The sequence below is a fragment of the Actinobacillus genomosp. 1 genome (assembly GCF_029774175.1).
Lineage (GTDB): Bacteria > Pseudomonadota > Gammaproteobacteria > Enterobacterales > Pasteurellaceae > Actinobacillus.
The window spans coordinates 1,047,203-1,070,703 of record NZ_CP103834.1; the positions used below are offsets into that span (position 1 = coordinate 1,047,203).

Consider the following 23,501-nt stretch of genomic DNA (forward strand, 5'->3'; position numbering starts at 1 on the left):
ATCATCCTAATTTAATCAGATAAAAAATAAGCCACACATTTTGGTGCGGCTTCTCTTTAATTTTTACAACATAAACAACGCCAAGAACAGGGTGGCTAAAATCATACCCGGTGCAGTACGTTTTACCATCTCGACCGGACTGACCATTGCCAAACCTGCGCAAACAATCGTTACCCCGGCAATCGGTGACATGGTACGACCGATAGCACCGGCAATTGCTGCCGCCATACCTAAATTCACATGGGTATAACCTAACTCAACCGCATGCGGTGTTACTGCGGTATTAAACGCAATTGCCGCCGCATCGCCCGAACCGGTCACAATCCCCATTAAGAATGGTCCGATAGTTGCTCCCCAACGCACAAATTCATTTGAGTGTTTAAGGAATTCAATTGCCGAATCCACTGCACCGGTTGCTTTTAAGCCGGATACAAATACGCTTGCGGCAATAATAATACCGAGAACATTAGCATACGAATTACCCATACCGTTGAAGAATTCTTCGGTAATTTTCACCGGTGAAATACGAGTGACGATAATCGCATAAATCGCACCGATTAACATCGCTTGCGGTACGCCCATTTTTGTCCATTCTAAGCCCGGTGTTTTTTGTAATTCGGTACCACCGATAACAAGGATAATTAACGGTAATAACGGAGCAAGCGCATATAACGGATTAACACCGCTAAACTTGGTTTCCGCATTTTGGTTTTCAGCTAAATAAGCTTTACGATGTTCTTCGCCGTAATCTTTAAAAATAATTGCCATCAAAGTTAAAGCAACTGCACCGATAGCACCAGCGATCATAGTATAAGGTGCATGAGAAAGGTTCACTTCGGTAATGGTTAAATTCGACATTTCACTAATCATTGCCGAGTGAGAAGATCCCGGGCTCATCATCGAACCGAATGTTCCCGCCAAAATTGCCGCACCAGCGGTTGCAGGACGTACGCCCGCACTTTTTAATACCGGAATTAAAGTTGCACCCACCGCAGCCGCACAACCTGCCGCAGAAGGAATCGCAATATTAATAAAGAAGGTAATAATGGTCGCAATCGGGATTAAAAAGAATTTAAGACCGCTTAACGGCTTAGTAAGCAAATGCACCAAATGCGTATCGCATTGGGTGTATTTCATTACATAAGCAAAACCCATACTGGAACAAATCGCCATAATCAGACCGCTTGAGGTCATTGATTTGGCAAAGGCGTCTAATGCCCCCATCGGATTAAGTGTTACGACCGACATAATTAAACCGATACCGATTAATACCGTTCGGGTGTCATATTTTTTAATCAACAGGTAAACCGTGACCACAATGCCGATAATGGCAACAAAAGGTTTGAGTTCATCCATAATAAATTCCTTAGTAGTTAAATGTTGAATTTACCGCTTTAGTATCAAGCTGCATTTTTTCACTAAAACAAAGAATATCTTGCGCACCGAGTACGGTCGCTTGTTCGCCTTGAATATGTAATGCGGTACCTTCCGGCATTGCATAAACCAAAGATTGAGGATTCACGATTAAAAATTCTTCTAAACGTTCTTCTCGACTTTCGCCGTTATGCCCTTGCATTTTGCCGGAAATAAAATGCGGATTGATTTGATGAGGGAAAAGATTTAACGCATTAAAAGACGGCGGATAGGTAATCGGCATATCATTGGTAGTCATAATCGAGCTGCCTGCGACATTCGCACCGGCACTCCAGCCGAAATAAGGCGTCCCGCTATTTACTTTGGCTCGAATGGCATCCAATAAGTCATGTTCATACATCTGTTTCAATAAACAGAACGTGTTACCGCCGCCAATCGCAATCACATCCGCTTGTTCGATAATATCGCGATGTTGTTTGCCTCGATGTACCGAGACGATTTCAACCTCTAAAGATTGTAATGCGTTTTGTACGGTCGTTTCATATTCATCAAATGAACGGCGTACTCCCGCATACGGTACGAAAGCGACTTTCTTACCTTTATAATCTGCTAAGAATTGTGCTAACCACGGTAAAGTATGTACTAAATAAGCCGTATCCTTATATTTGGAACCACTCATTAACAACATATTTTTCATATTGACTCTCCTCTATAATTTTATAGATTCACATTATCCCGTTAGATAAATAAAAAGCAAAAACAAAACTTCTATTTTTTGACAGTTGTCACAAAATAAAATACGTTTCCTACAAATTACTTCTTTACTTTCGGATAAATTCTTTCACTTGCAAAAAATCCCTAAAATCCGACCGCTTGCCATTCAAAAAAAGTCGTTTTTAAGGTATGCTAACAGTAATTTTTTTCGATAAGATTCAAAGGTTAAAATTTATGCAACAACAATATAACCCAAGTGCAATTGAACCTAAAGTTCAGCAATTCTGGGCAGAAAATAAAGTTTTTAAAGCCGTCAAAGATGTCACAAAAGAGAAATACTATTGCCTTTCAATGTTGCCGTATCCATCAGGTAAATTACATATGGGTCATGTGCGTAACTACACCATCGGTGATGTGGTTTCTCGTTATCAACGTATGATCGGTAAAAATGTGTTACAACCAATGGGTTGGGACGCATTTGGCTTACCGGCGGAAGGTGCGGCAGTAAAAAATAATACCGCTCCGGCAAAATGGACTTATGAAAACATTGAGTATATGAAAGGTCAGCTCAAAATGTTGGGCTTTTCTTACGATTGGGATCGCGAAGTAACCACTTGCCGTCCGGAATACTACAAATGGGAACAATGGTTCTTCACCGAACTTTACAAAAAAGGTTTAGTGTATAAAAAAACCTCAACGGTAAACTGGTGTCCGAACGATGCAACCGTGCTTGCGAACGAGCAAGTTCACGAAGGTTGCTGCTGGCGTTGTGATACGCCTGTGGAACAGCGTGAAATCCCACAATGGTTTATTAAAATTACCGACTACGCAGAAGAATTATTAAATCATTTAGATAATCTTCCTCAATGGCCTGATCAAGTAAAAACTATGCAACGTAACTGGATCGGTCGTTCCGAAGGGGTTGAAATCACCTTCAAAATCGTTGGTTCAAATGCGGAATTACCGGTTTACACTACTCGTCCGGATACATTCTTCGGTGTGAGCTATGTAGCGGTTGCTGCAGCGCACCCGTTAGCGGAAATGGCGGCAGAAAATAATCCGGCACTTGCGGAATTTATTCGTGAAGCGAAAAACACCAAAGTTGCGGAAGCCGAATTAGCGACCATGGAGAAAAAAGGGATGGCAACCGGCTTGTTCGCTATCCACCCGCTAACAGGTAAAGAAGTACCGGTTTGGGTTGCGAACTTCGTATTAATGCACTACGGTACGGGGGCGGTAATGGCTGTGCCGGCTCACGATGAACGTGACTTTGAATTTGCTCAAAAATACAGTTTACCAATTAATCAAGTAATTCAACCGCTTGACGGTTCTGAATGGGATTTCTCAAAGGCGGCTTATACCGAACACGGCAAGCTCATCAATTCAATGGAATTTGACGGTTTGGACTTCAATGGTTCATTCAATGCGATTGCGGATAAATTAGAAGCAATGGGTGTAGGTAAACGCCAAGTGAACTTCCGTTTACGTGACTGGGGTGTATCTCGTCAGCGTTACTGGGGTGCGCCAATCCCAATGATGACTACCGAAGACGGCGAAGTAGTGACAGTGCCGATGCAAGATTTACCGGTAATTCTGCCTGAAGATGTAGTGATGAACGGCGTACAAAGCCCGATCAAAGCGGATCCTGAATGGGCGAAAACCACTTATAACGGCAAACCTGCGTTAAAAGAAACCGATACGTTCGATACCTTTATGGAATCGTCTTGGTACTACGCACGTTACACTTGCCCACAATATCACGAAGGTATGTTAGATTCGGATGAAGCGAATTACTGGTTACCGGTGGATCAATATATCGGCGGTATCGAACACGCAACAATGCACTTACTCTACTTCCGTTTCTTCCACAAATTATTACGTGATGCGGGCATTTTAAATTCTGACGAACCGGCAACCAAACTTTTATGCCAAGGTATGGTGCTTGCCGATGCGTTCTACTATACCAGCCCGACTAACGAGCGTATTTGGGTTAGCCCGACACAAGTAACTCTTGAGCGTGATGAGAAAGGTCGTATCATCAAAGCGACTGATCCGGAAGGTCGTGAGTTAGTTCACAGCGGTATGACCAAAATGTCGAAATCGAAAAACAACGGTATCGACCCACAAGAAATGGTGGAAAAATACGGTGCGGATACAGTACGTTTATTTATGATGTTCGCTTCACCGGCAGAAATGACGCTTGAATGGCAAGAATCCGGTGTGGAAGGTGCAAAACGCTTCTTAGGTCGTGTATGGAACTTGGTGTATGAATACAGCCAAAATCCTGCGACAACGGCATTAAATGTGGCAGCATTAAGCAAAGCACAAAAAGAACTTCGCCGTGACGTACACAAAACGATTGCGAAAGTGTCTGACGATATCGGTCGCCGCCAAACATTCAATACCGCAATTGCTGCGATTATGGAATTGATGAACAAGCTAACTAGAGCACCGCTGGAAAACGAACAAGATAAAGCGGTAATGGCGGAAGCATTAAGTGCGGTAGTCCGTATGCTTTACCCAATCACACCACATATCTGTTTCGAATTATGGCAAGCGTTAGGCAATAACGATACGATTGACTTCGCACCATGGGTAGTTGCGGACGAATCGGCAATGGTTGAAGACGAAAAATTAGTTGTGGTACAGGTAAACGGTAAAGTACGTGGTAAAGTCACCGTTTCGGCAACAGCAACCGAAGATGAAGTCAAAGCGATTGCGAAAGCGGATGCAAACGTAGCGAAATTCTTAGAAGGCGTAGAAATCGTTAAAGAAATCTATGTACCGTATAAAATGTTAAGTTTTGCGGTAAAAGCGTAATAACAGTAGGGGCGAACTGTGTTCGCCCTTTATTTGTAGATTATGATGGAAAAGGGCGTTTGTAGTACGCTCATACAAACCAATTCAAATGGGAGCTCCCAATGTTAAAAAAACTCACGCTTTTAGCAATATTCGGCTTAAGTGCTTGTGGCTGGCACTTCAAAAATAATGAAGTTCTACCGCAAGATTTGCGTACACTGACATTTGAAAGTGCCGATCAGCATAGCGATATGTCACGTACTTTACGTCATCAACTACAACTTAACGATGTCGAATTAGTTTCTGCAACGGAAGGCGTCGCTAAATTACGTCTTGTCGGTGCATCAAGCGATAGTAAAGTCGTTTCGGTATTCAAACAAGCGCGCGAAGCGGAGAAATTACTGACATTGAATGTACAAGCGATTGTCGATGTACCGAAAAAAGGTGCGTATCCGTTAGAAGTTTCCGTTCACCGTACTTTCTTTGATGACTCTCGTGCTGCATTGGCAAAATCTGCAGAACAAGAAATGATCTTTAAAGATATGTACGAACAAGCTTCTCGCCAATTAATTATCAAAATGGCTGGTTTACATAAAGAATTAAATCAAGCTAAATAATTCATTAACCACCGATAACACGGATTTTTAAGCAAACAAGCGGTCAAATTCTTTTGCTTTTTTGCAATCCGTGTTTATCCATGTAATCCGTGGTTTTCAATATGCAAAAAGTTTTCCCTGAAGCACTTCCTAACGTTTTATCTAAAAGCCTCTCTCCTTTTTATCTCTTGACCGGGAGTGATCTGCTATTACTAAATGAAAGCAAAGATCATATCGTGCAAGCCGCTCGTTTAGCCGATTTCGATGAAAAGCAAGAAATTAGCGTTGCCAATGACACTAAGTGGGAAGATCTCTTTGGAGCCGCGCAATCAAACGGTTTGTTTTTTAATCGTCAAATTATCATTCTAAATCTACCGGAAGCGCCAACCGCGGCACAAATGAAAAATGTTGCCGAGTTATGTCATTTTAGCCATCCGGATTTATTGCTGATTCTCTGCTTACCGAAATTCAGCAAAGTAATGGAAAAACAAGCTTGGTTCACACAAATCGAAGCTCAAACGGTGCAAGTTAATTGCCAAACGCCGGAAATTACTAAATTACCTACTTGGCTCTCACATAGAGCCAAGTCGATGGAATTGCAGATTGAGCAGGAAGCGGTGCAACTACTCTGTTATAGCTATGAAGGGAATTTATTGGCACTAAAACAAGCGTTACAAATGCTGCAACTCCGTTTTACCGACGGAAGAATTTCACTGGCTCGCTCTAAAGAAGTGGTGGAACAATCCGCACAATTTTCACCGTTTCAATGGATTGATGCACTATTAGAAGGTAAAATTGCCCGTGCAGAACGCATTTTAAAACACCTACAAAACGAGGAAGTTCAGCCGGTTGTTTTACTACGTATTATTCAAAAAGAATTACTGGTACTATTGGAAATAACACGTTCTCCGCAACCGGTGCAAAATAGCAATCAGCCGTTATATATGGGTAATTTACGTGCAGAATTTGACCGCTTGAAAGTCTGGCAAAATCGCCGTCCTTTTTATCAAGCGGCAGTGCAACGCTTAACTTATAAAAAGTTATATCAACTTATTCAGCGTTTAGCTGAGCTGGAAAAGAAAGTAAAACAAGAATTTAGTGATGAAGTTTGGTTGGAGTTAGAACGCTTTTCAGCCTATTTTGAATAAAAAGTGAATACGGAAGCTACTACAAGCGGTTAAATTTTATGATAAATTTGCAATAGCTTCCGTCATAGTTATTAGTTAGTAATGCCCTTCTAAATCCGAAGTCATCACATCATTTTCAACAGCAGCGATACGCTTTTCTTCATTCGCCCATTCACCTAAATCAATCAGTTGGCAACGTTCGCTACAAAACGGGCGATATTTATTTTCCGGCTTCCAAACCACTTCTTGATGACAAGTCGGGCAATTTACGATAGTTTCTGACATTTGCTGTCCTTCTGTTGAGCTAAATCTAAATAGGATTGGTGTAATGTTGCGACTCGTGTTTTTATAACTTCGAGACCTTGTTCCAGCGGTAAATTATTTTCAATCACATCGTCCGCATAACGTAAGCGTTCTGCTCTGCTCACTTGTGATGCCATGATACCTTTAATCGTTTCAACCTTACTTTGATCTCGTTTCGTAGCTCGTTCGAGCTGAATGGCTGGTTCTACATCAATCACGATTACTCGATCACAAAATTCAGTAAGGTTATTTTCAATCAGTAGCGGCACCACAAATAATAAATATGGTGCGGAACAGGCTTGAATTTGGCGCAACATCTCTTGACGAATGGCAGGATGCAGTAGGTTATTTAACCATATTTTTTCTTGTTCTTGATGAAAAATAATTTGGCGTAACTTGGCTCGATCCAGTTCACCTTGTGAGGTTAAAATCTCATCGCCGAAATGCGATGCAATTTTACTTAATAACGGAGTACCTTTTTCAACCACTTGGCGTGCAACAATATCCGCATCAATTAACGGTACGCCGAGTTCGGCAAATAAGTTTGCGACTGTCGTTTTACCACTTCCGATACCGCCGGTTAGGCCTACTACATAGCTCATTTGTGTTCCCATACGAATAATTAGCCACAAATTCTATCAATAATTAGTACGAAAGTCGAAAAGCTAATAAAAGGAATAAAGGGTAATTTTGTGAGCTTTTCTTTCTTCATCACATAATAAAGTAGATAAAATACAATCCCAGAAAAGGATGCGATCAATAATAAGAAACATATTTCTTCTAATGAAAATAGCGGCGATAACGCAATCAACAATAAACTGTCTCCGCTGCCTAATACTTCCTTTTTTAAAATCAAACGAGAACATAAACCTAGCATACCAAAGCAAAGGCAGCAAAACAGAAGACTTTCTCGGTATGCTTCGGTTACCGAAGCTAATAACGCTAAGACGAATATAACGGCAACATAACGAATATCGGTTAAGTAATAACAATAATCCAAAACCGATAGAAAGCATAAAATCATCAATAGTAATGCAATGACAGGATCAACTATTCCGAAAGAGAGTGCAGGAAATGCAAGATAAAATAGATTCGCCCATCCGTTATATTGCGGTTGTAAACTCGAAGTATGACGAAAATCTCGGTAACTGCCAGAAACAGGGAATAAAGCGGAATATTCATTATAAATCTGTTGATTAATATATTCTGCAAACTGTGGAATTTGTCTCTTACACCACCATGCAAAAATAACAGAACCGAGCAACATCAGCAATTGTTGAAATATCACTAAGCCCCTCCGACTAGTCCGCCTAAGTCAAAAATCGGTAAATACAAGCCAATAAAAATCGTACCGATAATTAGTCCGATAACCAGCATTAACATCGGTTCAAGAAGTTGTGATAGCAGATCAATTTGATCATTTAATTGTTGCCGAAATTGTTCCCCGATATAACCGCACATTTGCGCTAAATTGCCGCTTTTCTCCCCGATAGCAAGCATTTGCACGACTTGCACAGTAAAAATACTCGGATTTATACTTTCAGAAAAACGATAACCTTGTTTTAAAAGTGCTAGAATATTTTTGACTTCTTTTTGTAAAATCAAATCTTGTGATTGCGTAGCCAGAAAGGTATTTAGCGCAACTTCAAGTCGAATATGCGCTTTTAACATTAAAGCCAAATTTTCGCTAAAAAATACAATACGGGCATTTTCTGCCACTTTATTAAAAAGTGGTAACAAATTTAAAATTCCTAATTTAACAGAGGTTAAAAGCCGATATTTTTTTGCAAAAAAGCAGAAAAAACCGACCGCTACTACGCTTACCATAAGAATCAATAATAAATACTGCCGTAAAAAGTTTGATAATATAAAGAGTATCTGCGTAATAAAAGGAAGCGTTTTTTCATTCTCGGCATAAAGCTCAACAAACTGAGGTACGATAAACAGTAACATTCCGAGAGAAAGTACCAGTGAAATACTCAAGGTAACGGCAGGATAAAACATTATCTTTTTAATTCTTGTATGCAATTTTTCCGTTTGACTACGGTTTTCTGCGATATTTTCCAGAATTTCAGCCAATCGTCCGCTTTGTTCTCCAATCCTCACCAACTGTATTTCCGCTCTTGCTAAATACAGGTTAAGTTTGGTCAGACTTGCCGAAAACGTATAGCCTGATTCAATTAAACGGCTTATATCATTAAGCCATAAGTAGAGCCGAATATGCTGCGTATTTTCTAACACTATATTCAGTGCCTGCTTTAAAGGAACGGCGGCATTAAGTAAAATCGCTAACTGCTTAATTACTTGAGTAATAGATGTTGAAGAAACTTTTGTCGCAAAACTAAAATTGCGTTGAATTTGAATATGAGAATAGCCTTTTGACAATAAGCGATGCTCCAGCTCCATACTATTACGAGCTAAAGCTTTCCCTTTTTGAGGTTGCCGAAAACGATTTTTAGCTTGCCAATGAAATTCATATACTTTCAACATTACCTAATACTCTGTTAATTTCTTCCAATGAAGTCACGCCGGCGTTTAGTTTCTGTTGCGCACTTTGATACAAATTTTCAAAATCCAGACAAGCGGTCGATTTTTCAAAAATTTTGCCATTTTTTGAAAACATCTGATAAACGCCGATTCTCCCGTTGTAACCGTGATAACAATGTTTACATCCTGTCCCGCCGCATTGAGTACATAATTTACGTACTAAACGTTGCGCTATAACAAGTAATAACGAATTATTGATTTCATATTCTTTTATACCGAGTTGTAATAAACGTTCAATAGCCGAAGGCGCATCATTAGTGTGCAAAGTAGAGAGAACCAAATGCCCGGTTTGCGCCGCACTCAACGCTATTTCGGCACTTTCTTGATCACGAATCTCCCCTAACATAATCACATCCGGATCTTGACGTAAAAACGTCCTCAATAACCGACTAAAACCCAAATTTATCGCAGGATTTACTTGCGTTTGAATAATTCCATCAAGCTCGATTTCAATAGGATCTTCCGCGGTCAAAATATGCCTTTTACTGTCATTTAAATAATCTAATGCGCTGTATAACGTAATGCTCTTACCGCTGCCCGTCGGCCCTGTTACCAGTATTAGCCCTTGGGGTTGTCGCAGTGCCTGTAATAGTTTTTCTTGCTGTTCCGCTAAAAAGCCTAAGGAAATAAAATCGAAATGCGTAGGCTTATTTTTTTGTAAACGTAAAACTACTTTCTCTCCCCAATTAGTCGGTAAACTTGAAACGCGAAAATCCAATGTTTCTGATAATGCGGTTTTAAAACTAAATTGCCCGTCTTGCGGAAGACGAGATTCGCTAATATCGAGTTTCGCTAATAATTTAATTCGAGAAAGAATACGGTTGGCAAGCTGAAGAGAAAGTGATTTATAGTGATGTAACACACCGTCAATACGTAATCGAATCAGCATATTGTCTTTCTGCGGTTCTAAATGAATATCCGAGACATTGTGCTTTAAACTGTATTTAAACAGGCTATCTAACACTTGAATAATAGGATCATTAAAATCCAAATGTTCCGTTTGTTCTAAAGACTGATAATGCAGTTCGGTTTCTTCATATACGGACTGTTGTTCCGGCATTAATTGTCCAAGTAGATATTTCAATTCTTCGGAGGAAACCAATACCGGTTCAATTCGCTTATGAGCAATAAAAGCAAAAATTTCGCAAGCACTGAGATTATTCATATCGTCGATTGCAAGCCACAAGATTTGCTCATCTTCCTGAATCGGTACGGCAAGATAACGTAATAGAATATGACCTTCCTCAGCATTTTTTTGCCATCGTTCATCGGAGATCCGCAATACTTGCCTACTGTTTATGTCACATACCGAATACTGCATATCGTGCTCCGAAGGATTTAATTTGCGGCACAGAAATTTGCCGGAAATAAACTCAAATCTGCCCCGTTACATTTCGTTTCCCAAGAAATCGTATTCCCGTTATAGTTCGGTGTCATTGTATAGCCGTATTCCTGTAGATTCCCCTTCCCCGTCACTGTAATCGTGCCGCTTTCAACCGTAATCGTATTTAGATATTTAGCTCTTTTAAGCTCCGTAATTTTGCTAACGCCGTTCTGACCGCTACTACAATTTTTCGCCTCTCCCGTGTTATACATACAAATTTCAACATCCGTTTTATAGGAAGCCGACGCCGATAACAATTCGGAAAGTGCCGCTTTTTGGGTATAACTGTTGTATGACGGAATCGCAACCGTAGCAAGAATGGCGATAATCGCAATCACGATCATCAATTCAATTAAAGTAAATGCTTTAGTTAGCGGTCGAATAAGATTTAGTTTTTGCATACCGTACTCCTTTTATTTCCAACAGATGCCTTTAAAAAGTGTGCAATATTTTGTATGTTCTCACTAGCGGCATAATGTACTTCTGCGATCCGTATCGCAAAAACAGTAAATTTATAACTGTTTATTTAGTCAGTATCTTTTGTTATGATGACAACGTTTTAATCAATTCAGAGGTCAAAATGGCAAAGGCACCCAAAACAGCTTATGTATGTAATGATTGCGGCGCGGAATATTCTCGCTGGATGGGACAATGTAAAGAGTGCAAGGCATGGAATACGATTAGCGAAGTTCGCTTAATCTCAGCTAAAGAATCAAATAAAAACGACCGCTTCAGCGGTTATGCCGGGGAGACCTCCGGCAAAGTACAAACTTTATCTGAAATCAGCTTACAAGAAGTCCCTCGTTTCAGCAGCGGTTTTAATGAACTTGATCGCGTACTGGGCGGAGGTGTTGTACCGGGTTCGGCGATTTTAATCGGCGGTCATCCCGGTGCCGGTAAATCCACCTTGCTTCTGCAAGTAATGTGCGGCTTAGCTAAAGATTTACCAACGCTTTATGTCACCGGTGAAGAATCCTTACAACAGGTGGCGATGAGGGCTAACCGTTTAGGCTTACCGACCGAAAATTTAAAAATGCTTTCCGAAACCTCCGTTGAGCATATTTGTAATATCGCCGACCAAGAAAAACCGAAAATTATGGTGATAGACTCTATCCAAGTGATGCACCTTGCCGATATTCAATCTTCTCCCGGCAGTGTTTCTCAAGTGCGGGAGTGTGCTTCGTTTTTAACTCGCTATGCGAAAACACGGCAAGTAGCGATTATTATGGTCGGACACGTAACCAAAGACGGTACGCTCGCCGGCCCTAAAGTATTAGAGCATTGTATCGATGCGTCAATTTTACTGGAAGGCGAATCGGATTCTCGATTCCGTACCTTACGCAGCCAGAAAAACCGTTTCGGTGCGGTCAATGAATTGGGCGTATTTGCTATGACCGAACAAGGTTTACGAGAAGTAAAAAATCCTTCTGCGATTTTCCTTAGCCGTAGTGATGAGCAAACACCGGGCAGTTCCGTAATGGTACTTTGGGAAGGAACCCGTCCGTTATTAGTTGAAATTCAAGCGTTAGTCGATCACTCTATGTTAGCCAACCCTCGTCGTGTTGCGGTCGGATTGGATCACAACCGTTTATCCTTATTACTTGCAGTATTACATCGGCATGGCGGTTTGCAAATGTCGGATCAAGATGTGTTCGTCAATGTAGTCGGTGGGGTAAAAGTGACTGAAACCAGTGCCGATCTTGCGTTAATTTTGGCTTTAATTTCCAGTTTTAGAAATCGCTCGTTACCACAAGATTTAGTGGTATTCGGCGAAGTCGGGTTAGCCGGTGAAATTCGCCCGGTACCGAGCGGTCAGGAACGTATTAGCGAAGCGGCGAAACACGGCTTTAAACGCGCGATCATTCCGCATGGCAACGCCCCCAAAAAACCGATTAAAGGCATGGAAGTGTTTACCGTTAAAAAATTAAGCGACGCACTGGATATCCTCGGCAATCTCTAATACAAAAACAGACCGTGGCAAGCGGTCTGTTTTAGTTAAAATCTTACGAATTTATTTCAACCGGTCTATGCCAATTTTTAAAGACAAAATAGAAATTCAATAACGCAACAAATAGGTTCATTACCATTACCGGAATAGATCCGATAAAAAAGCCGTAAATTACGAACAGTACGCAACCAATCGCATTAATCAAACGAAGCTTAATCACATCTTTTAGTACAAAAGATAAACCGACAAACGCCATTGCGACATAACCTAACAGTTCAACGTAATCCATATTTACTCCTTTAAATAATAAAATTGTCGAACCGATTGTACGCTTTCTTTTTTACTTTGTGTTTAAGCAATAAAAATGCAAAGGTTTGCGTTTTGTAAAGATGAATTAACTGCTCACAAAACAAACAAATTATTTTCTTTCTAAAATCATAAAATGACAACGATAGGCGTTTTGTTCGTCAATTTCCGACCATTTTTCTTCGGATAACCGCCAATTTGATTCGTCAAACTCAAACAACGTATCGCCCTCAATTTCAGCCTGAATTTCCGTTAAATAAAGTCTGTCCGCTTGCGGAATTGTTTGTTTAAACAACTCGCCGCCGCCGAGCACCATAATCTCATCCGTATTTGCAAAAGTGTTGGCTAATTCGACCGCTTGCGCAAAGTTTTCCGCCATATAAGCCCCTTCCACACAAAACCCTGAACGCGACAAAATAATATTCGGTCGTTTCGGCAAAAGTCGTCCGATAGATTCATAAGTTTTACGCCCCATAATCACCGGCTTACCTAGCGTATTTTGGCGAAACCAAGCCAAATCCACCGGCAAATTCCACGGCATTTGGTTATCTTTGCCGATAACGTGATTTAAGGTTCTGGCAACAATCAAACTTATCTTCATTTTTTCTTCCTTTTCAATAAAATTGGGCGTGATTTTAACAAATAAAAGTGATACTTTGGTGTTAAATTTTTTATCGGGATAAGACTATGCAAAAGACGATTGTAATTAAATTTGGTACCAGTACTCTCACGCACGGCGGAAAAAGTTTAAGCCGTCCTTATATGCTGGAATTAGTTAAACAAATTGCTCAACTTCATCAACATCATCGAGTGATTGTCGTCACTTCCGGAGCCGCTGCAGCCGGCAGAGATTATTTAGGTCATCCCGAGCTTCCCAAAACACTTGCTTATAAACAAATGCTTGCCGCCGTCGGACAAAGCCAATTGATCCGTACCTGGGAAAATTTATTCGATATTTACGGGATTCATATCGGGCAAATTTTATTAACCCGTGCCGATATTGATGATCGCGAACGTTTTTTAAATGCACGTGACACGTTAAATGCGTTGTTAGAGCAAAAAATCATTCCCGTTATCAATGAAAACGATACGGTCGCTACCGAAGAATTTAAAGTTGGCGATAACGACAATCTTTCCGCCCTTGTCGCAATTTTAGCTCATGCGGATCAGCTTTATTTACTCACGGATCAAGAAGGCTTATTTGATGCGGATCCCCGTTCAAATCCTCAAGCGAAATTATTATCCGTCGTAGAGAAAATCACGCCTGAAATTCGCCAAATGGCGGGAGGTAGCGTAACCGGTCTTGGTACCGGCGGTATGAGTACTAAAATTACCGCAGCCGATATTGCTACCCGTTCGGGGGTTGAAACCATTATCGCCTGCGGTTCTCGTGAGAATGTTTTAGTCGATTTAGCCAACGGCGAATCTATCGGTAGTAAATTTTTAGTGCAATCCGACCGCTTGGAAGGGCGTAAACAGTGGCTATTCGCCGCACCGCAAGTCGGTTCACTTGTGGTAGATAAAGGGGCGGAAGCCGCATTGTTACAACATAAATCACTACTGCCTGTCGGTGTTTCTGAAATTAATGGCGTATTTAGCCGTGGCGAAGTCGTTAAAATATTCAATCAGGAAGGTAAAGCGCTCGCATTAGGGCTTGCTCGCTATAATAGCGATGCGCTGATTCGTATTAAAGGCAAAAAATCCGCAGAGATCGAATCGCTACTCGGTTATGAATTCGGCTCGGTTGCCGTGCATATTGATGAAATGGTTATTTACTAAAATAAAAGGATTTTTATGGAACTTTCGTTTGATGTTTTAGCAATGTTATTTGGCATTGCAACGATTGCCGGCTTTATTGATGCTATCGCAGGCGGCGGCGGGTTACTGACGATCCCCGCCTTGCTTTCCGCCGGCATACCGCCGACGATGGCACTTGGTACGAATAAATTACAAGCCTGCGGCGGTTCGTTTTCCGCTTCGCTTTATTTTGTTCGTCAAAAAGCGGTTAATCTCAGACAAATTTCCCTATTGATTCTATTGACCTTTATCGGTGCGGCTTGCGGTACAATCTTCGTGCAGATGATCGACGTCAATTCGCTCAAAATGTTATTACCGTTTTTAGTGTTAATCATCGGTATTTATTTTTTATTTAGCCCGACTGTCGGCGATGAAGACCGAAAACAACGTATCAGCTTTCCATTATTCGCCTTTAGTGCCGCCGCCGGTATCGGTTTTTATGACGGTATGTTCGGGCCGGCAACCGGTTCGTTTTTTACCTTGGCCTTTATCTTATTACTCGGCTTTAATTTACCGAAAGCCGTTGCTCATGCCAAAGTGCTAAATTTTACCTCTAACTTTGCTGCACTTATCTTTTTTATATTAGGCGGTGCAGTTTTATGGAAAATCGGTTTTATTATGATGATTGGTCAATTTATCGGCGGTACTTTAGGTGCGAGAATGGTGGTGACCAAAGGTAAAAAACTGGTACGCCCGATGTTGGTCACTATGTCATTTCTTATGGTAATCAAAATGTTATACGAACAAGGATTGTTATCTTTTCTGGGAATATAAATGAATCAAGCAAAACGAATTGAAATTTTAACCCGTTTACGTAACGAAAACCCTCACCCTACTACCGAACTGAATTACAGTAATCCGTTTGAATTACTGATTGCGGTTATTCTTTCCGCTCAAGCGACGGATAAAGGAGTAAATAAAGCAACGGATAAATTATTTCCGGTTGCGAATACGCCGCAAGCTATCTTGGACTTAGGCGTGGACGGCTTAAAAGAATATATTAAAACTATCGGACTGTTTAACAGTAAAGCCGAAAATATTATCAAAACTTGCCGAGATTTGATTGAAAAACATAACGGCCAAGTACCGGAAAATCGTGAAGCATTGGAAGCACTTGCCGGTGTCGGTCGTAAAACCGCAAATGTCGTACTTAATACCGCTTTCGGTCATCCGACCATTGCGGTCGATACGCATATTTTTCGCGTAGCCAACCGTACCGGATTCGCCCCCGGTAAAGATGTCGTTAAAGTGGAAGAAAAACTGCTAAAAGTAGTACCCGCCGAATTTAAAGTGGATGTACATCATTGGTTGATTCTACACGGACGCTACACTTGCATTGCTCGCAAGCCTCGTTGCGGTTCTTGTATTATTGAAGACTTATGTGAATACAAAGATAAAAGCGAGTAATCATTCTTCTATCGTAGCAAGCGGTTATATTTTCGCGATAATTTGCAAAATATCCTGAAAATATAACCGCTTGTCGTATGCTATTTTCATGCTGCATAACTTTAGTATTCGTCCGCAGTTCTTTTCTTATGCTTTATTTATTTTCAAATTAACAATGCTACAATGTTGTTTTCCAACTTCGACTTCCTCCCTATTAAGGACAAATCATGCCGAATCAGCACTTACTGACAACTAAAGGTGAGCGTGTTGCAATTGTATCCGGACTGAGAACACCGTTTGCGCGTAAAGACACGGGCTTTAAAGATGCTTATGCGACCAGTCTTGGTACGATGGTAACCAACGAATTACTCAGCCGTACGGCAATTGAACATCATGAAATCGAACAACTGGTATTCGGGCAAGTGATTCAGCAACCCGACATTCCGAATCCGGCAAGAGAAATCGCATTGGCATTGAATATGCCTAAATTACAATCTTACAGTATCAGTAGTTCTTGTTTATCCGGTTTACAAGCGATCGCAAATGTTGCCGGCAGTATTGTCAGCGGTTCGATTAGTGCAGGTATTGCCGGAGGAGCCGATTCAATTTCAAATGCGCCGTTAAGTATCAGTCCTCGGGTTATTTATAAATTAAAATCTATTTTTAGTGCGGAAACGCTCGAGGAAAAATATCGCCGTTTTCGTCATTTTTCTTGGCGAGATCTCAAACCGCACGGCGTTAATTTACGTGATTTCACCACACAAATGTCCGTAGCGGAAGTATCCGAACAAATGGCGCAAAATAATCACATAAGCCGAGCGGAACAAGACGAATACGCTCGCTTATCCAATCAAAGAGCCTCCGACGCTTGGAAAATCGGTTTATTAAAAGAAGAAGTGATGCCGTCTTTCCCGCGTCCTTATAAAGATTTTGTCGTTTCCGATACGTTAATCTCCGCGGCGACCCGAGAAAGTTATTACCAACGCTTCTCACCGATTGTTAATAAGGACTACGCCACCGTCACTGAAGCGAATATGCCTCAACCGATGGATGGAGCCGCTGCGGTGATGTTAATGAATGAAGCTAAAGTAAAAGCCCTCGGCTTAATACCGTTAGGCTATATTCGCAGTTATGCGATTACCGGTAATGACATTTGGCAAGATATGTTCGCCGGCGCAACCATTGCTGCCGCTCAAGCGTTGGAACGAGCCGAATTAGGTTTACAGGATATGGATTACATTGATATTCACGAATCGTCCGCCAGCCAAATGTTAGCGAATATACGCTTTTTCGAATCGAACGATTTTGCAAAAAAACAACTGAATCGAACCGCTTGTTTAGGCAAAATTGATATGGATAAACTCAATCATTTGGGCGGTTCCATCGCATTCGGCAATCCTCGTGCGGTAACCAGCCTACGCACCGTAATCCAATCGCTTTACGCCCTTAAACGTAAAGGCGGCGGAATCTCGTTAGTTGCATCCAGCGGTTTAGGCGGCTTAGGAGCGGCAATGGTATTAGAGAGCGAATAAGGATAATCCATGACAGAGCAAATCGAACAACCCACTCAGCAACCGATGTTTCAAGTAGAAGTAGATGATAATCAGATTGCGATTATTCGTATTCATTCCGTAGATAACGATGCAAATTGGTTACCCGAAAATTTTACCGATGAATTAAGAGATGTAATCGGTACACTGATTTATCGTCAGGTGCAAGGTGCAATTTTTATTTCAACCCGTGAAAATAATTTTATCCAAGGCTTAAAGCCGAGTCTTTTCAAAGGAAAAACAGACGAACAGTTATTTGCGTTTTCTCAAGATGCGCAAGCGATTATGCGAGAATTGAATACGCTTAAAATGCCGATTATCGCCGCAATTGACGGTAATTGTTTTAGTATCGGTTTAGAGCTTGCATTGGCTTGCGATTATCGCATCGCCAGTGACGAATCACATACTCTATTTTCCATGCCGCAAGTACGTTCCGGCTTATTACCCTTTGCCGGAGGAACACAACGTTTACCACGTTTAATCGGCTTACGTTCCGCCCTACCGCTTATGCTCTTTGGTGAAAAAATAACTGCCGAAACGGCGAAAGGATTAGGGTTAGTTGATCAATTGGTTCCTAAAGCTCGCCTTTTAACCGGTGCTTATCAACTGTTACTGGAAAAGAAAATCCCAAAAGCCAATCATAAACAACCTCTTACCTTATTTAAAAAATGGCGTAAGCAGCTGGAAGGCAATCCGTTCTTACGCAATAAATTTCTCGAACGTTCGGAAAATTCGATTTGGCTGAAAACATTCGGCAATTATCCTGCAACTGCCAAACTGATAGAATTACTCAAAGAACCGCACTTTAAACAAGGTTTAGCTCTCGAACAACAAGCCTTTGTCGAACTGTTTAATAGTGAAGCCTCGCAAGTATTAATCGAGTTAAAGAAAACCGAGCGAGCTATGAGAGATAAATATCGTATTAGAGGTAACGTACGCGATGTGGCTCATGTCAGTATTTTAGGTTCAGGTTATATGGGCGCAGGCATTGCTTATTTAACTGCAAATAATGCGAAAGTTCCGGTTCGTATTAAAGACATTCATCCGTCTGAAATTCGTAAAGCCTTACGTACCGGTTTTGAATTAATGCAAAAAGCGATGGATAAAAAACAGCTTAATCACGGTGAAATGATTCAACGTATGAACTTAATTACCGGCGGAGAACGCTTAGTTGCGGCAAAATCGACCGATTTTGTGATTGAGGCGGTATATGAAGATCTGAAGCTCAAACAACGTATGTTAGCCGAAAGTGAAAACTATTATAGTGAAAAGACCATTTTTGCAAGTAATACTTCAACCTTTGCGATTAAAGATATTGCCGCCCATGCGATACGTCCGGAAAACGTGATCGGGTTACATTATTTCAGCCCGGTCACCACGCAAAAAATGGTGGAAATCATACCGCATGGCACGACAAGCGAACATACGATTGCGACTGCGATTCATTTTGCCATTCAGCAAGGCAAGATTCCGTTATTAGTTGCCGATAAACAAGGCTTTTTTATTAATCGTGTCTTAACACCGTTACTACTTGAGGCTATCCAATGCTTAATTGACGGCGAGTCGATTGAATTTATTGATCGCTCGCTACAAGAATTCGGTTTTAAATTAGGTCCGCTTGCGATGATCGATGAAATGGGGTTGGATGTATTGGTTAAATCGAATCCGGCTTTAGTGCGTGAATTAGGCGGCCGTTTTACTTTACCTGAAAACGTTGATTTATTAATCAGAAATGAGCGTAAAGGCTGTAAAAATAAACGCGGTTTTTATATGTACGATCGCTTCGGGGAGCGTTTACAGGAAGATAAAAGTATTTATCACGTGATGGAAACAATTGCTCGTAATGATTTAGAGTCAGAACAGATTGTTCGTCGCTGCGTGTTACGAATGATCAATGAAGCCGCTTGGTGTTTACAAGATCAGGTTATCGCCTCTACCGATGAGGGTAATGTAGCTTCCGTTCTCGGTATGGGATTTCCCGAATTTCGAGGCGGAATCTATGCGTATATCGAGAAAATCGGCGTAACGGAAATTGTGCATCAGCTACGCTTACACGCTAAACAATACGGCAAACGCTTCGAACCTTGCGAATGGTTGATTCGACAAACCGAAGCATAGAATACTTGACTAAAAAACCGAACTTTTACAATCTCTCGGTTTTTAATTAGAATTTAGCTATCGTTCCTTCTCTTTCTTTAAGGATTTTTATAATGAAGAAATCAAAAATTGCATTATCCGTTATTGCCGTTTTAGCCGCCGTGACAACCGGCGGTGCATGGTACACCGGCAATCAAATCGAACAACGCTATCCAGCCTTACTTGAGCAACTTAATCATAATTTAAAAAGTTTAAACCTTTATGGTGTAAATGCCGAGATTAATGAAGTAAAACTTGCTAAAGGCGTTTTTAGTTCCGAGGTTCAATATAATGTCAATATTAAAGACGGAGAAAAAACCTTTACTTTTAAAGGTAACGATAAGGTTTACCACGGTCCGATTCCGTTAAATCGCTTACTGAAAGGTAATTTAGTCCCAATGTTGTTAAGCGGCGAATCTCGTCTTTCCGCCGTTGATGAACATATCAAAACCTATTTTGCCAATCACGAAATTTTGGTTGCGACCACGGATGTCAATTACGCTGGCGAAGTCGCCGGTAACGCTACGTTAAATCCGGTCAAATCCGAAACTATTGAAACGTCAAAAATTCATTTTGAAGGCGACTATACCGGTTTCGGGAAACAGAAACTCAATGCGGATTTTATTAAAGTCAAAAGTCAGGAAAGTAATGAAAAGATTGAGATTACCGATTTAAATTACGATGCCAATTACATTAAAGACAACCAATATCCGGAGTTAAAAGGCATTGGTGATTACCAAGTTTCATTTAAAAAGCTCGCCTTTATTACCGATAAAAATCGTATTGTGAACCTCAATGACCTTATATCTAAAGGCAACAGTAAAATTGAAAACAATCGCCTAGTAAGTGCCGGTAACTTCTCGATCAAAACGGATTGGACCGAAGGTAACAAAACTGCCGATTTAGGCAAGTTTCAAGCGGATATGGCTCTGGATGTAGATGCTAAATCGTTTAATGAATTAATGTTACTGTCAGATAAGCTGGAAAATGAATCGCCTGAAATCCAACAGCAAATTCAAACGGTCGTGATGGCATTAGTGAGCCAAGCACCCAAATTAAAAATAAGTGAGCTTTCGCTTGAAAACGCTAAAGGTAAAAATACTTTTAACCTTGACTTAAATTTGGATAAATTCGATATTGCGAAACTGTCACAAGCTAAATCTATCGAGGATATGCTTAAAATCTTTAAGCCGTCCTATCTAAATCTCAATCTAAATCTTGCGGCAAGTGAAGAATTTGCCACCCAATGGCTATCCGTTTCGCCGGAAGATTACGTCGGCACACCGGAAGAAAATGCCAAACTGCTTGTTCAGGAATTAACGAATAGCGCACAACAATCTACATTGGCAACCGTTGATGCCGAAAGTATCAAAACCGCACTGAGCATTGAAAACGGTAAAGTGACTTTAAACGGTAGAGAGGTTTCGGAATCGGAATTACAACTGGCACTGTTTGCCATTATGTTTGGAGCCGGTAATTTAGGTCAATAACGACTAAAAACCATAAACAAGCGGTCTGGTTTAGAAAAGAATTTGCAAAAACTTTTACAAAACAGACCGCTTATTTTTTAGTTTATAACCATTGATATAAGGCAATAATCAATGGCATAGTGAACACACAGAGCAAAGTGGTGACACCATAAATCGCACTGGCTTTTCTGGCGTCTTGGTTATACACCACCGCCATTTGTGTGACGGTTGCCGCCGAAGGGCTGGTTGTCGCCAAAAAGCTAATCATTGCAATAGTTGCGCCGTTTTCCGCCACCCAACTGCCAAAGTCAAACGCTTTGACAATCACCAATAAAATCAGTGGGATAAAAATCAAGCGAAGAAACGAAACCAAATAAATACGTTTATCCGACATAATCTCTTTAACTGGAATCGACGCAATTAACATCCCCGCCACTAACATCGCCATCGGCCCAATCATATCGCCAAGCCAAGCTAATGTTCCCGCAATTACGTTAGGTAATTTAATTTGTAACAGGAACAACAGCATACCAATTACAATCGCAATAATATTGATATTGGTAACAATTTTTTTCAGCGACACCTCGCCTTTACCGCACAATAGCATACGTAAATGCGACCAAAACAAGAAATTCTGTACCACCATAAAACCGGTGGCATAAATTACCCATTCATTACCAAATAACGAAGCGACCAACGGAATAATCAAATTGCCCGAATTGGAATAAATGGCGGTGGCGTGTTCCAAATTACTTAATTTAAAAATCGGCTTTAATATTTTACCGATCACAATCAACAGACCGCTTAGCAAAATCGCCATACCGAAAGACAAATATAAGCCGTGCAAAATAGCGTCCGAATATTCGATTTGAAAAGCGGTAATCAGCATAGACGGGCTAATAATATACAGCCCGATAACCGAAATCGGATAACTTTGTTCCGAACTCAATAACTTCAGTTTTACCAATAAATAACCAAGCAAGACAATGATGGTTAATTGGGTAATTTTCTCCGCTAATAATAAAGCGATTTCCATATTATGCGTTCTCCAATAACAAGCGTTTTTTACCGGAATATACGGTCGCTTTGCCTTGGCGGGTAAAAGCACTCAAAGTGAAATCATGCGCTTGAGCAATCTCAACCGCCAAGGCGGTTGTTGCGGAAATGGCACATAACATTTCGATACCGACCGCCAAACATTTCTGCACCATTTCAAAACTGGCACGACTGGTTACAAACACAAAACCAAGCGGCTTACCGGCTTTCGCATGCCAACCGATCAGTTTATCCAACGCCACGTGTCTGCCGACATCTTCTCGAATCGCAAGCAACTCCCCTTGCGGAGAAAAGAATGCCGCCGCATGGCTTGCGCCGGTTTGTTGCGCCAACTGTTGCGCTTGCTCGAGTTGCTGTAAACAATCATTAAATATCTGTGGATTTACGGCTTGCAAGCGGTCATTTTTTTGCAAAAATTTGCAACTTTGACTGACTTGTTCCAACTGCTCTACCCCGCAAATTCCACAACCGGTTCTGCCGGTCATCGAACGGCGTTTTTCTTTCAGCGCCACAAATTGGCGAGTGGCGATCTCCATTTGTACTTCGATACCGTTGCACTGTTCAATCACATCCAAGCCGTATAATTCTTGTTTATCGGTTAAAATGCCTTCCGCCAACGAAAAACCTAATGCGAAATCTTCCAAATCTTGCGGTGTCGTCATCATTACCGCATGAGAAATCCCGTTATAGACTAACGCAACCGGTACTTCGGTAATAAGATTTTCTTGAAATTCGGTTTTAAGAAATTGTTGTAATTTAACCGCTTGTTTTTTTGTGATTATATTCATCACTTATCCTATTTAACTCCACTAATATAGTGCTATTTATTCTACAATTTTTTTATGCCGAGAAATATATAGGTTTTATTACAGTCTATATTCGTCTTCTTTTCAGCACAATAAAAATCATTCTCATCAATTAACATTTTTTTAACATTTTGACTAATTTTCTAGCATTTAGCGGGGAAAAATTGTTAAAAAATTGAAAAAAAACCTTATAAATTTTTTTG

22 protein-coding genes are annotated in these 23,501 nt (G+C 40.9%); 10 read left to right on the forward strand and 12 right to left on the reverse strand.

Features of this window, described 5'->3' with window-relative positions; translation table 11 throughout:
* Positions 1–63: 63 nt before the first annotated feature.
* Together dcuC and pepE are read right to left on the reverse strand one after the other, a co-directional pair.
* Positions 64–1,356, reverse strand: a complete 1,293-nt coding sequence (dcuC, locus tag NYR63_RS04730) for a C4-dicarboxylate transporter DcuC (RefSeq protein WP_279458419.1) — start codon at positions 1,354–1,356, stop codon at positions 64–66.
* A gap of 10 nt (positions 1,357–1,366) precedes the next feature.
* Positions 1,367–2,071 carry a dipeptidase PepE gene (gene pepE, locus NYR63_RS04735; protein ID WP_237586305.1) on the reverse strand — a complete coding sequence of 235 codons (705 nt, stop codon included), beginning with the start codon at positions 2,069–2,071 and terminating at the stop codon, positions 1,367–1,369.
* A 251-nt stretch (positions 2,072–2,322) separates the two neighbouring features.
* Between pepE and leuS the strand changes: the two genes are divergently transcribed.
* From leuS to holA, 3 genes are all read left to right on the forward strand, one after another.
* On the forward strand, positions 2,323–4,908 hold the full coding sequence (leuS, locus tag NYR63_RS04740) for a leucine--tRNA ligase (RefSeq protein ID WP_279458420.1): 2,586 nt from the start codon (positions 2,323–2,325) through the stop codon (positions 4,906–4,908).
* A gap of 101 nt (positions 4,909–5,009) precedes the next feature.
* On the forward strand, positions 5,010–5,504 hold the full coding sequence (lptE, locus tag NYR63_RS04745; protein WP_279458421.1) for an LPS assembly lipoprotein LptE: 495 nt from the start codon (positions 5,010–5,012) through the stop codon (positions 5,502–5,504).
* A 101-nt stretch (positions 5,505–5,605) separates the two neighbouring features.
* Positions 5,606–6,631, forward strand: a complete 1,026-nt coding sequence (gene holA, locus NYR63_RS04750; protein ID WP_279458422.1) for a DNA polymerase III subunit delta — start codon at positions 5,606–5,608, stop codon at positions 6,629–6,631.
* 75 nt (positions 6,632–6,706) lie between these two features.
* Here holA and yacG read toward each other — a convergent pair whose 3' ends face one another.
* Genes yacG through NYR63_RS04780 form a run of 6 tightly spaced genes read right to left on the reverse strand, consistent with a single transcriptional unit; the run spans position 6,707 to position 11,245 of the window.
* Positions 6,707–6,895: a DNA gyrase inhibitor YacG gene (gene yacG, locus NYR63_RS04755; RefSeq protein ID WP_279458423.1), complete on the reverse strand. Its 189-nt coding sequence runs from the start codon at positions 6,893–6,895 to the stop codon at positions 6,707–6,709.
* A complete protein-coding gene (gene coaE / locus NYR63_RS04760) occupies positions 6,877–7,515 on the reverse strand; it encodes a dephospho-CoA kinase (protein WP_279458424.1) in 639 nt (212 codons plus the stop codon). The genes yacG and coaE overlap by 19 nt, the downstream gene beginning before the upstream one ends.
* 20 nt (positions 7,516–7,535) lie before the next feature.
* Positions 7,536–8,180: a prepilin peptidase gene (locus NYR63_RS04765; RefSeq protein ID WP_347710369.1), complete on the reverse strand. Its 645-nt coding sequence runs from the start codon at positions 8,178–8,180 to the stop codon at positions 7,536–7,538.
* Between the two features lie 20 nt (positions 8,181–8,200).
* Complete coding sequence (locus NYR63_RS04770; protein WP_279458426.1) at positions 8,201–9,403, reverse strand: type II secretion system F family protein; 1,203 nt, start codon at positions 9,401–9,403, stop codon at positions 8,201–8,203.
* Positions 9,387–10,781: a GspE/PulE family protein gene (locus NYR63_RS04775; protein WP_279458427.1), complete on the reverse strand. Its 1,395-nt coding sequence runs from the start codon at positions 10,779–10,781 to the stop codon at positions 9,387–9,389. Before NYR63_RS04775 ends, NYR63_RS04770 begins: the two co-directional genes overlap by 17 nt.
* 17 nt (positions 10,782–10,798) lie before the next feature.
* Positions 10,799–11,245: a pilin gene (locus NYR63_RS04780; protein WP_279458428.1), complete on the reverse strand. Its 447-nt coding sequence runs from the start codon at positions 11,243–11,245 to the stop codon at positions 10,799–10,801.
* 179 nt (positions 11,246–11,424) lie between these two features.
* Between NYR63_RS04780 and radA the strand changes: the two genes are divergently transcribed.
* On the forward strand, positions 11,425–12,804 hold the full coding sequence (gene radA, locus NYR63_RS04785) for a DNA repair protein RadA (RefSeq protein WP_279458429.1): 1,380 nt from the start codon (positions 11,425–11,427) through the stop codon (positions 12,802–12,804).
* Positions 12,805–12,847: 43 nt separating this feature from the next.
* On the opposite strand, the gene NYR63_RS04790 is transcribed toward radA, so the two are convergent.
* Both NYR63_RS04790 and folA read right to left on the reverse strand, forming a co-directional pair.
* On the reverse strand, positions 12,848–13,081 hold the full coding sequence (locus NYR63_RS04790; RefSeq protein WP_115589814.1) for a YgjV family protein: 234 nt from the start codon (positions 13,079–13,081) through the stop codon (positions 12,848–12,850).
* A gap of 129 nt (positions 13,082–13,210) precedes the next feature.
* Positions 13,211–13,699 (reverse strand): type 3 dihydrofolate reductase, encoded by a 489-nt coding sequence (gene folA / locus NYR63_RS04795; RefSeq protein WP_279458430.1) that lies wholly within the window; start codon positions 13,697–13,699, stop codon positions 13,211–13,213.
* An 86-nt stretch (positions 13,700–13,785) separates the two neighbouring features.
* Between folA and proB the strand changes: the two genes are divergently transcribed.
* The 6 genes from proB (at position 13,786) to NYR63_RS04825 (ending at position 21,457) form a co-directional block, all read left to right on the forward strand.
* Positions 13,786–14,877, forward strand: a complete 1,092-nt coding sequence (gene proB, locus NYR63_RS04800) for a glutamate 5-kinase (RefSeq protein WP_279458431.1) — start codon at positions 13,786–13,788, stop codon at positions 14,875–14,877.
* Positions 14,878–14,892: 15 nt separating this feature from the next.
* A complete protein-coding gene (locus NYR63_RS04805) occupies positions 14,893–15,669 on the forward strand; it encodes a TSUP family transporter (RefSeq protein ID WP_279458432.1) in 777 nt (258 codons plus the stop codon).
* The gene (gene nth, locus NYR63_RS04810) at positions 15,670–16,302 is read left to right on the forward strand and encodes an endonuclease III (protein WP_267978577.1); all 633 of its coding nucleotides are present in this window, start codon (positions 15,670–15,672) and stop codon (positions 16,300–16,302) included.
* A gap of 206 nt (positions 16,303–16,508) precedes the next feature.
* On the forward strand, positions 16,509–17,813 hold the full coding sequence (locus NYR63_RS04815; protein ID WP_279458433.1) for an acetyl-CoA C-acyltransferase: 1,305 nt from the start codon (positions 16,509–16,511) through the stop codon (positions 17,811–17,813).
* Positions 17,814–17,822: 9 nt separating this feature from the next.
* On the forward strand, positions 17,823–19,949 hold the full coding sequence (locus NYR63_RS04820; RefSeq protein WP_279458434.1) for a 3-hydroxyacyl-CoA dehydrogenase NAD-binding domain-containing protein: 2,127 nt from the start codon (positions 17,823–17,825) through the stop codon (positions 19,947–19,949).
* A gap of 92 nt (positions 19,950–20,041) precedes the next feature.
* Entirely contained in the window at positions 20,042–21,457 is a 1,416-nt protein-coding gene (locus NYR63_RS04825) for a YdgA family protein (protein ID WP_279458435.1), read from the forward strand.
* An 82-nt stretch (positions 21,458–21,539) separates the two neighbouring features.
* On the opposite strand, the gene NYR63_RS04830 is transcribed toward NYR63_RS04825, so the two are convergent.
* Positions 21,540–22,472: an AEC family transporter gene (locus NYR63_RS04830; protein WP_279458436.1), complete on the reverse strand. Its 933-nt coding sequence runs from the start codon at positions 22,470–22,472 to the stop codon at positions 21,540–21,542.
* 1 nt (position 22,473) lies between these two features.
* Entirely contained in the window at positions 22,474–23,280 is an 807-nt protein-coding gene (fdhD, locus tag NYR63_RS04835) for a formate dehydrogenase accessory sulfurtransferase FdhD (protein WP_279458437.1), read from the reverse strand.
* Positions 23,281–23,501: the final 221 nt, after the last annotated feature.